Source organism: Pseudomonas endophytica, from assembly GCF_001411475.1.
Classification (GTDB): domain Bacteria; phylum Pseudomonadota; class Gammaproteobacteria; order Pseudomonadales; family Pseudomonadaceae; genus Aquipseudomonas; species Aquipseudomonas endophytica.
On record NZ_LLWH01000050.1, the window covers coordinates 1 to 9,583 of the forward strand.

Annotated in this window: 10 protein-coding genes; 6 read left to right on the forward strand and 4 right to left on the reverse strand. The window is 56.2% G+C overall.

The window, feature by feature from the left end:
• Both AQS70_RS05195 and AQS70_RS05200 read left to right on the forward strand, forming a co-directional pair.
• Positions 1–337: metal ABC transporter permease (locus AQS70_RS05195; protein WP_187331779.1), on the forward strand; the 337-nt coding region annotated here is incomplete at its 5' end.
• Positions 338–1,234, forward strand: a complete 897-nt coding sequence (locus AQS70_RS05200; RefSeq protein WP_055101844.1) for a metal ABC transporter solute-binding protein, Zn/Mn family — start codon at positions 338–340, stop codon at positions 1,232–1,234.
• Positions 1,235–1,285: 51 nt separating this feature from the next.
• Here the strand turns inward: AQS70_RS05200 and cycA are convergent, their stop codons facing one another.
• The 3 genes from cycA to AQS70_RS05215 all read right to left on the reverse strand — a co-directional run bounded on the left by cycA (position 1,286) and on the right by AQS70_RS05215 (position 4,999).
• Positions 1,286–2,692, reverse strand: a complete 1,407-nt coding sequence (cycA, locus tag AQS70_RS05205) for a D-serine/D-alanine/glycine transporter (protein WP_055101845.1) — start codon at positions 2,690–2,692, stop codon at positions 1,286–1,288.
• Positions 2,693–2,999: 307 nt separating this feature from the next.
• On the reverse strand, positions 3,000–4,325 hold the full coding sequence (locus tag AQS70_RS05210) for an ATP-binding protein (RefSeq protein WP_187331780.1): 1,326 nt from the start codon (positions 4,323–4,325) through the stop codon (positions 3,000–3,002).
• Positions 4,322–4,999, reverse strand: a complete 678-nt coding sequence (locus tag AQS70_RS05215) for a response regulator (RefSeq protein WP_055101846.1) — start codon at positions 4,997–4,999, stop codon at positions 4,322–4,324. Before AQS70_RS05215 ends, AQS70_RS05210 begins: the two co-directional genes overlap by 4 nt.
• Before the next feature lie 199 nt (positions 5,000–5,198).
• Between AQS70_RS05215 and dsbD the strand changes: the two genes are divergently transcribed.
• The 3 genes from dsbD to dsbG are packed head-to-tail and all read left to right on the forward strand — an operon-like array spanning position 5,199 to position 8,566.
• Positions 5,199–6,941: a protein-disulfide reductase DsbD gene (gene dsbD / locus AQS70_RS05220; protein ID WP_055101847.1), complete on the forward strand. Its 1,743-nt coding sequence runs from the start codon at positions 5,199–5,201 to the stop codon at positions 6,939–6,941.
• Positions 6,942–7,814 (forward strand): TlpA disulfide reductase family protein, encoded by an 873-nt coding sequence (locus tag AQS70_RS05225; RefSeq protein ID WP_055101852.1) that lies wholly within the window; start codon positions 6,942–6,944, stop codon positions 7,812–7,814.
• Entirely contained in the window at positions 7,793–8,566 is a 774-nt protein-coding gene (gene dsbG, locus AQS70_RS05230) for a thiol:disulfide interchange protein DsbG (RefSeq protein ID WP_055101848.1), read from the forward strand. The genes AQS70_RS05225 and dsbG overlap by 22 nt, the downstream gene beginning before the upstream one ends.
• 30 nt (positions 8,567–8,596) lie before the next feature.
• On the opposite strand, the gene AQS70_RS05235 is transcribed toward dsbG, so the two are convergent.
• On the reverse strand, positions 8,597–8,893 hold the full coding sequence (locus AQS70_RS05235) for a hypothetical protein (RefSeq protein WP_055101849.1): 297 nt from the start codon (positions 8,891–8,893) through the stop codon (positions 8,597–8,599).
• An 11-nt stretch (positions 8,894–8,904) separates the two neighbouring features.
• Here AQS70_RS05235 and AQS70_RS05240 point away from each other — a divergent pair, with 11 nt between their 5' ends.
• Positions 8,905–9,453 (forward strand): RNA polymerase factor sigma-70, encoded by a 549-nt coding sequence (locus AQS70_RS05240; RefSeq protein ID WP_055101850.1) that lies wholly within the window; start codon positions 8,905–8,907, stop codon positions 9,451–9,453.
• Positions 9,454–9,583 lie beyond the last annotated feature (130 nt).

The following is a 9,583-nucleotide window of genomic DNA, read 5'->3' on the forward strand; positions in this document are numbered from 1 at the left end:
GCGTGGGGTTGCGGTGAAGTCGCTGGACTACCTATTCGTGATTCTGGTGACGCTGATCACCGTCGCTGCGGTCAAGGTCATTGGCGCGATTCTGGTGGGTGCTTTATTGGTGATTCCCGCAGCTGCGGCGCGCCTACTCAGCCAATCGTTAAAAGGTTTTTTCTGGATCTCAGTGCTCATCGCCACCATCAGCACCTTGTGCGGGATCTTACTGCCTATCGTCTTCGACCTACCGATTCCGTCCGGCGCCGCGATCATTCTGGTAGCCGGTATCGCCTTCGCCTTGGCCGCTATTGCGCGTGGCGTGGTGCCAAGCCTAAAAGGGAATATTGGATAAATGTTCACTCTGCGAAAGTTGACCCTGGCAATCGCCATCTCCGGCCTGCTCAGCACCCCGCTGATGGCTGCCACTGAGGCTGCGCAACCGGTGCGCATCCTCGCCAGCTTGCCGATTACCTACGGTTTGAGCGAGTTGCTGCTCAAGGACAGCGGCGTGACGCTTGAGCGGGCCGCCGCGGCCAACCTGCCCGGCAGTCGCCAAAGCGCCTATTTCAGTGGGCGCGGCGCTCCGGCATTACACACACTGGCCGAAAACGCTGATGCCGTGGTGGGTTTACGCTCTTTGTGGAGTGACGATCCGTTGTACCCGATGGCACGCCGCAGCAACATTCGTATCGTTGAAGTCGACGCGGCACGCCCGGTTGACGGTAGCCTGCCAGGCATTGCAATGCAGTCTGAGGCTCACAGCGACGGGCTGAACAGCCAACCCTGGTTAGCCAGCAACAATATGGGGCGCATGGCCGATGTGATCGCGGCCGACTTAGTGCGTTTGGCACCAGACGCCAAGCCGAAAATTGAAGCCAATCTGGCGAATCTCAAGCAGCGCTTGCTCAAGCTCAGCGCCGAGAGTGAAGCACGACTGGCCAAGGCCGATAATTTGAGCGTGGTCAGCGTCTCAGACCGCTTGGATTACTTGATCAGCGGATTAAACCTTGAGCGCGTTGAAGTGGCGCATAAAAGTGACGATCCGTGGACACCTGAGGCGCTCAAAGCCTTGACCCAAACCCTCAAAGACAACGACGTAGCGCTGGTGCTGGACCATCGTAAGCCGACGCCAGAATTGAAAGCGGCGATAGCGGCGGGTGGGAGTCAACTGGTTGTGATCAACGCAGACGGCGCAGACCCTGTGGCCGAGTTGCAGGGCAATATTGATGAGATTGTCAAAGCCCTGTAAGCACTGACGAAGGCTGCGATCTTCAACAAATCGCAGCCCTCAGGCATCGTCTTAGCCCTTGTCGTGCAACACCTTGTTGCGCGGAACAAAACGATAGCCCAGCCCTAGCAGCACAAACCAGACCGGCACCATATACAGCGCAGCCCGGGTATCGTCTTCAAGCGCCAGCAAGACGAGGATGAAGGCGAAGAACAGCAGGCAAGCCGCGACCATGACTTTGCCGCCCGGCATTTTGAAATTCGATGCGCGGTGCAAGTGATCGCTGCGTTTGCGATACGCCAAGTAGGACAACAGGATCATGGTCCAAACGAACATGAACAACGTTGCCGAAACTGTGGTGATCAAAGTGAACGCGTCTATCAGGTTCGGCACCAGGTAAATCACCAGCGCCCCTGCCAGCAGGCAGACACAAGAAAAAATCAAACCATTGGAAGGCACTGCACGTTTGGACAGGTTTTTGAACGTGCCAGGTGCATCGCCATCCAGTGCTAGGCCGAACAGCATGCGACTGGTTGAGAACACCCCACTGTTGGCCGAAGACGCGGCAGACGTCAGCACCACAAAGTTGATGATCGCAGCAGCAGCAGGCAACCCCGCCAACATGAACAGCTCAACAAACGGGCTTTTATCTGGCACCACATCGCGCCACGGTGTTACCGCCAAAATGGCAATTAGCGCGAACACATAAAAAATGATGATGCGCAGCGGGATAGAGTTGATTGCCCGTGGCAGATTGCGCTCTGGGTTCTTAGTTTCAGCGGCAGTGGTGCCGACCAATTCAATCCCGACAAAGGCGAAAACGGCTATCTGGAAACCAGCGAAAAAGCCCATCAGACCATGAGGGAACATGCCGCCATCGGTCCACAGATTGCTCAGCGCCGCGGTGTTACCCGTCGGCGACTGATAAGCGGTAATGACCATGTACAGCCCCGTGAGCACCAGTGCGCAAATGGCGACGATCTTGATCATGGCGAACCAGAACTCAAGCTCACCGAACATCTTCACGGTCAACAGGTTGAGCGACAGCAGCACCGCGACGCAGCCGATTGCGGGGAGCCACAGCGGGATATCGGGAAACCAGAACTGGGTGTAGCCCGAGATAGCGATCACATCGGCGATGCCCGTCACGACCCAGCAAAACCAGTAGGTCCAACCGGTAAAATACCCGGCCATCGGCCCCAACAAATCCGTCGCAAAGTCGATAAACGACTTGTACTTGAGGTTGGACAGCAGCAATTCGCCCATGGCCCGCATGACGAAAAACAACATGAAGCCGATGATCATGTACACAAAAATGATCGAAGGCCCGGCCAAGCTGATGGTTTTACCAGAGCCCATAAACAGCCCGGTGCCGATGGCGCCACCGATAGCGATGAGTTGAATGTGACGATTGGTCAGGCTGCGTTTTAGCTCAGGCTCTTCACCGTCCGGTCGGTGATCAAGCGTCGATTGCTTCATGGGGCTTCCTCTTCTTGTTCTGGGCAGGCCCCCTTGCGGCGCCACACAACAGCGTTATCGCTTCGGGCAAGGGTCTGCGTAGGCTCTATGTCAAGGCTGCAAGCGTTGCTGAAACGTCTGCTAATGATTTGGGGCAAGCATGCTATCGGAATGGAATAACCGCAGAAAAGCGCTTTTTGAAGTGAACTCAGTATTAGACGGTACGTGCACACAGGGCCTGTGCTCGCGGGGCCGCGAAATCACGTGGTTGGCCGCAGCCTCGCAAAGCGTGGCTGCGGCAACAGGCCGCGGCGCTAGACCGACGCGTTTAGACCGTTTGCAATGGCAAGCGCAGTTCAACCCGCAAGCCATCTGGCTGGCTATCAAACGTCAGTTCCCCGGCGCAACGCTCAACAATGGCCTGCACAATTGCGAGTCCCAAACCGCAGCCGTTGCTGTTGCCGTTGCGCCAGAAACGCTGGGTCATGTGCTGCAAGGTGTCGGCTGTAAGGCCAGGGCCGTGGTCACGCACCTTAAACACCACGTTGCTGCCTTGTGCGATGACGTTCAATTGCACTTGGGTGTCCACCGAGGTATGGCGCAGAGCGTTGTCGAGCAAATTGCGCAAGGCGGCAATCGCCAATACCGAAGGCACCTGTAAACGGGTATCCGGCAGGTTCTCGGCCAAGACGAGTTGAACACGGTCGCCCGCACCGCTGGCAGCATCGTTGATTGCCAAGCGCGCCACTTGCTCGGCCGAGCACTGCACACCGTCATCGAACGACAAACTGCCCTCAACCCGCGCCAACAGCAGCAACTGCTCAAGGGTGCGGTGCAAACGATCCGCGCCAGCCTCGGCGTGTGCCAGCGACTGCTCACGCGCCGCACCGTCGGTCATGCGCGCCACTTGCAGATGAGTTTTGATCGCGGTCAGCGGGCTACGCAGCTCATGGGCCGCATCGCCGGTCAGGCGTCGCTCGCGCTCAATGGCTTTAGCGATACGCGCAAGCAGCTGGTTTTGTGAATCCAGCAAAGGTTTGAGTTCACTGGGCAAAGGGCTGATCTGCAAGGGTTGTAGCGAGTCGGCATCGCGGCGCATTAAGGCATCACGCATGCGATTAAGCGGCGCCAGCCCTTGCCCAAGGCCGAGCCACAGCAGCAGCAAACACACTATCAATGCCATGCCCACCGGCACCGAGGCGGCCAACAGCACCGACAAGTTCAAAGCCTCGCGCTCGACTTGCCGGTCTGCGGTGGTAATACGCACATCGCCGCGGTCTAGGGTGAAGGTACGCCAGGCCGCGCCGTCGATGATCTGATCATGAAAACCCGCCGACTCGGCGCGCATCGGCTGGTCCGGATTATTGTGGCTGCGAGCCAGAACCTCGCCGCGCAACGAGCTGACTTGGCACGCCATACCGCCAGGAATGGTCAGTTGTTCAGCACTGAAATGGGTGCCCTCGCCTTTAACCGGTAACTGTGGCAATTGCTCAAGCAGCCCGGCCACCATGCGCGCAGAGGCCACCAATCGCTGGTCGAGTGAGAACATCATTTGCTGACGCAGGTCGCTGAGCATCCAAGCCGCCGCCAATGCCCAGACCAGCACAAACGCCGAGCCAATGGTCAGGCTCAAGCGCAGTCGCATGCTCATCATGGTTGTTCGGCACCGTCGGCAGGGCCCAAGCGATAGCCCAAACCGCGCACGGTTTCAACAATACCCTTGCCCAACTTGGAACGCAGGTGATGGATATGTACGTTCAGCGCATTGCTCTCCAGTTCGTCGCTAAAACCGTAAACACTGTCTTTGAGTTGCTCTGCTGACAAGACACGCCCACGGTTATGCAGTAAAGCTTGCAACAACGCCTGCTCTCGGCGCGACAGATCCACTGGCTGACCGGCGAGCAGCGTGATGCGACTGCTAGGGTCATAGCTCAGTTGCCCGTGCTCAATCAAATTCACGCTACGCCCCGCCACGCGGCGCAACAAGGTATGCAAGCGTGCAGCCAGTTCACGCAGATCAAAAGGCTTGAGCAAGTAGTCATCGGCCCCGGCCTGCAAACCCTCCACGCGATCGGTTACCGAATCACGTGCCGTCAGCACCAACACAGGCAACTCAAAGCGCTGCTGGCGTAATTGCTGCAACAGCTTGAGGCCGTCTTCGTCAGGTAAGCCGAGGTCGAGGACCATCACATCGAACTCAGCCACTTTGAGCATGGCCTTGGCCGCACCGGCGGTGCCGACGTGCTCAACGGTCAAGCCCTGCGCCGTAAGCCCGGCCACAATACCGCTGGCAATCAGTTCATCGTCTTCGCAAACCAATACGTGCATGCTAATACCCGCGTAAATGTGCCGATTTAAAAGTGATGGGATTAAGGGCGGATTATCACGCTGTTGCAAACCCTATCAACCTATATAAAGGTAGCGCACCGACTTTGCTTTTGGCGGCGGTCAGTTAACTGGCTCTATTAACACTCGGTTAATCATGGGCCGCCAAGGTGTCGACTATTCATAAATCAAGGCTGGGTGTATGCACCGTTTGTTAGTTTTTTTCTTTCTTATCCTGACGGGCTTTACCCAAGCACACGCCAGTAATGACCCTTTTGCGCCGAAAGTCGATTTCTTGCCTGCGGCCAAGGCGTTTGTTTTCAGTAGTGAGCCCTTGCCCTCAGGCGAAACCCGTCTGAGCTGGAAGATCGCTGATAAATACTACCTGTATCAAAAACGTTTCAAATTTGATGGCCTAGACGCTGCGCACACCCCGGTCATGCCTCAAGGTGAAGAGCACAGTGACGAGTTTTTCGGTGCCAGCGAGGTCTACCGCCAATACGTTGAAATGTTGATTCCGGCAGGCGCCAGCGGCCAAGTCAAAGTGAGCTGGCAAGGCTGTGCGGATGCCGGGCTGTGCTACCCGCCGCAAAGCCAGACCATTGATCTGGGCGGCGCTGCACCTGTGGCCGCACAAGGTCAGGCTCAAGACCAGTCCTTGGCTGCCAGCTTGCAGCAGCGCTCGCTGGGCTGGAGCTTGTTGCTGTTCTTCGGGCTAGGTCTGCTACTGGCTTTTACGCCTTGCTCGTTACCCATGTTGCCTATATTGGCTGGGCTGGTCGTAGGCAGCGGCACCAGCGCCCGTCGCGGCTTTGCCGTCGCAAGCAGCTATGTCCTGAGCATGGCGCTGGTGTACGCAGCCTTGGGTGTGCTGGCGGCTATGTTGGGCGCGAACCTACAGGCACTGCTGCAACAACCTTGGTTACTGGGCAGTTTCGCTGCACTGTTTGTGGTGCTGGCACTGCCTATGTTTGGCTTTTTTGAATTGCAGCTACCCGCCGCCCTGCGCGATCGACTCGAAAACGCGGGCCGAGGTCGAAAAGGCGGCAGTTTGTTGGGCGCGGGTATCCTCGGTGCGTTGTCTGGTCTGCTGGTCGGCCCGTGCATGACCGCTCCGCTGGCAGGCGCCCTGCTTTATATCGCGCAAAGTGGCAATGCGCTTGAAGGTGGGCTGGTGCTGTTTGTGATGGGTGTAGGGATTGGCGTGCCGCTACTGCTGCTGGTCACCGTGGGTAGCCGTTTTCTGCCAAAACCTGGCGCTTGGATGGACCTGACCAAGGGCCTGTTCGGCTTCTTGTTCCTGGCCACCGCCTTGCTATTGATGCGTCCGGTCGTGAGTGAAGCGTTATGGCTCGGTTTGTGGGGCGTGTTGCTGATTATTTTTGCCAGCAGCGTCTGGCAGCAAGCGCGAAACTTTGCTCGCGCCAAACCGTTTTTTAGCCCGCTGAGCCTGTTGGCCGGGCTCTGGGGTGGTTTGATGTTGGTGGGCGCCGCAGGTGGCGGTACAGACGTGTGGCAACCGTTGCAGGTGTACACCGCCAAGACCGTCGCCAGCAGCACTGTCAGCTCGGACCATGGAGACTTCATCACCCTCAGCGACCCAGCCAGCCTAGATCGTGAGCTGGCCAGCGCCAAATCCGAAGGGCAATGGGTATTGCTCGATTACTACGCTGACTGGTGCGTGTCATGCAAAGTCATGGAAAAACAAGTGTTCGCCAAACCTGAAGTGCAAGCTGCGTTGCAAGGCGTACGCTTGTTACGCCTTGATGTAACCGCTGATAACGCCGCCAGCCGCGAACTGCTCAAGCGCTATCAAGTACCTGGCCCGCCCAGCTTTATCTGGATAGGCCCGAACGGGGTAGAACGTCGTGGACAACGGATCACCGGCGAAGTTAACGCCCAGACTTTTTTGAATAACTGGAACGCCACCCGGGAACTTCCCTAAATGCTCACCCTGACCATCGGTTCGTTTGCCTTGGCGATTAACCATGTGCTGCTGATTTTGGCCCTCGCCATCGCGACGCTGGTCGGTTGGCGGGTGGCCAAACGGGGCGGTGAGAACCCAGAGTCAGTGCTTTTCGTGCTGTTTTTACTGGGGCTTTTAGTGGCGCGTATCGGTTTTGTGCTCGCCTATTGGTCGCACTTTCAAAACAGCCCATTGAGAATGCTCGATCTACGTGACGGCGGCTTTGTGATCTGGCCAGGGTTGTTAGCCATGGTGGTTGCAGCCTTGATTTGGGGTTGGCGCCACGCGGGTTTACGTCGCCCCTTAGCGTGGGGCTTAGGCAGCGGCCTGGCCTTTTGGATCGTGGCCAGCGTGTCCTCCAACCTCTACGAGCAAGGTAACCATTTGCCTGAAATAACCCTGCGCGACGCCAGTGGCGAGTCCGTAGAGCTCAGCAGTTATCAAGGCGGCCCGCTGATCATTAACCTGTGGGCCACCTGGTGCCCACCCTGCCGTCGAGAGATGCCAGTCCTGCAAAGTGCGCAGAATCATCATCAGGACGTGACGTTTTTATTCGTCAATCAAGGCGAAAGCATGCAAAGCGTCAGTACTTACCTAGAAACCCAAGGTTTGAATCTGAGCAACATTCTGTTCGACAGCAACGGACAACTGGCACAGAAAGTCGGCTCAATGGCCTTACCCACCACCCTTTTTTATAGCGCTGACGGCCGCTTGTTGCGCAGCCATTTGGGCGAATTGTCCGATGCCAGCCTGGCACAGGCGATGGAAGGCTTTAAAAAAGAACATTCTAAGTCGGCTCAACAAGTCGACCCTGCAAGGAATACACGTAGATGCTTAACCGCAAATTGTTAACGCTAGGCCTGAGTACGCTGCTCGGTGCCGCCCTGTTGCAATCGCCGCTGCTACACGCTGAAGAGCTGCCACCTGCGATCAAAAAAATCGAAGCTAAAGGGGCAAAAATTATCGGCAGCTTCGATGCGCCAAGCGGTTTGAAAGGCTATGCCGCGCAATACCAAAATCGTGGCATGGCGTTGTACCTGACCCCAGACGGCAATGTGCTGGTGGGTAATCTGTATGACGCTGACGGCAAAGACTTAAGCTTGGCACCGCTGCAAAAGCTGGTCTACGAGCCGATGTCTAAACAGGTCTGGGCCAACATGGAAAAGAGCCATTGGATTCAGGATGGCAAAAAAGATGCACCGCGCATTGTTTACCTGTTCAGCGATCCAAACTGCCCGTACTGCAACATGTTTTGGGAGCAAGCCCGACCTTGGGTTGACTCAGGCAAAGTGCAGTTGCGCCACATCATGGTGGGCATCATCCGCGCAGACAGCCCTGGCAAATCGGCCGCCCTGCTGGCTGCCAAAGACCCGCAACAAGCGCTGCATGAGCACGAAAAATCCGGCAAGGCCAGCCCGCTTAAGCCTTTGAGTAAAATCCCAGCTGATGTGCAAGCCAAGTTAGACGCCAACACTCAGTTGATGAACGACTTAGAGCTGTCTGCAACGCCCGCCATTTTCTACCTAGATGAAAAAGGCAACCTGCAGCAACAGCAAGGCGCACCTTCTCCCGATAAGTTAGAACACATTTTGGGCCCCAAATAACTCCCCCCTCTTAGCGTTGGCTGCGTTCTCTCATCTGAACGTGGCCCGCAACTGCCTCACCCAGCCGCTTGGGCTGATTGCACTCCATCTCCCCTCTCTCAATCGCTGGCTACCCTCTATCTCGGCCATAGAGCGCAGCATGACTGCGCGCATCAGCGTTATGGCTGCTGGTGTGGTCACCATCGCCAGACCGGCGACTCGTCGAAATGTCCTACTTAAGCCGGTATTAATTCCTCTTCTCAATTGACAATAATTATCATTAATCTTATTTTGTGTCGGATCGTGACACTGCCTACTGAGCAAAGGCAGCACTTCTTTAATAGCCATAGGTGATTTCCATGACGGAACCAGTGTCCACAAGCAGGTGCGACTCACCCTTACTCCAAGCCTTCATTGAAAACCGCTTAGCCTTGGTCAAGATCGCAGCACGGATCACCGGCTGTCGATCTCGGGCCGAAGACGTCGTGCAGGACGCTTTCTTCCGTTTGCAGTCAGCGCCGAACATCACCTCCTCTTTCAAAGCACAGTTAAGCTATTTGTTTCAGATCGTGCGCAATCTCGCCATTGACCATTACCGTAAGCAGGTGCTGGAGCAAAAGTACTCAGGTACTGAAGAGGAAGGCTTGAATGTAGTGATTAATGGGGCATCGCCCGAAACCTCGCACATCAATTTTTCGACGTTAGAACATATCGCTGACGCGCTGACTGAACTGCCAAGCCGCACGCGCTATGCATTCGAAATGTATCGTTTGCACGATGTTCAGCAAAAGGACATTGCCAAAGAGCTAGGCGTTTCGCCGACACTGGTTAACTTTATGATTCGCGATGCATTGGTTCACTGCCACAAAGTCTCAGGCAGCTCACCTGAGGCGTGTGTAAGACGCTAAAAACTTGACCGGCCTGTGGGCGTGTCGAGTATCACTCTTGGGTAGCGACCAACTTAATGTTGTACGGCGCAAAAATCGCTTTGAACTGACCTTTGTCACGCAGCCTGTTTAACAGCCGTACCAACTCTTC